We start from the raw sequence: 458 nt of genomic DNA on the forward strand, positions 1-458 counted from the left end.
GTGCCAGCGAGCCCGCCCAGCCCGATTTCGCGCCGAATCCCTTTGCGGCGATAAATGAAAAACCATGACTTGCTACCGCCAGGATGGACGCGGATATATAGTCCCGCTCCATCGGCATAGACGCCTGGCTTGCTAAGTCCCCTGATTTTTGCGTCGGTCAACTTGTTCCTTACCATACTATCCACCATAACCTTTCTGGTGGCTACTATGGTTACAGGTGACGCCAATGTCAACGAAACGCGTTAGTTTGCAAGGGTTTCCACCACTTTCGCTTTGAAAGACAAAGGCAATTATCCGCCCTTTGGGCGGCGTTTTTGTTTTTGGCCGGCGATTCGGCCTGACCCGATAGCAGAAGCTTCCGCCGATTGGCGCGAAGTCCTGACGTTCATTTTTTTGGAAAAAGGGGGCCGGTCGGCGTTTGGCAGCGGTACGAGTAGGCTACTATGTGCCAGCGCCGG

The 458-nt window shown here is 54.1% G+C and carries 1 protein-coding gene; it reads right to left on the reverse strand.

Going from position 1 to position 458, the window contains the following annotated elements:
- On the reverse strand, nt 1-188 hold a 188-nt coding region (locus EOA29_RS39980), incomplete at its 3' end, for an Arm DNA-binding domain-containing protein (RefSeq protein ID WP_348628948.1).
- Nucleotides 189-458 lie beyond the last annotated feature (270 nt).

This window comes from Mesorhizobium sp. M1E.F.Ca.ET.063.01.1.1 (assembly GCF_003998155.1).
GTDB lineage: Bacteria > Pseudomonadota > Alphaproteobacteria > Rhizobiales > Rhizobiaceae > Mesorhizobium.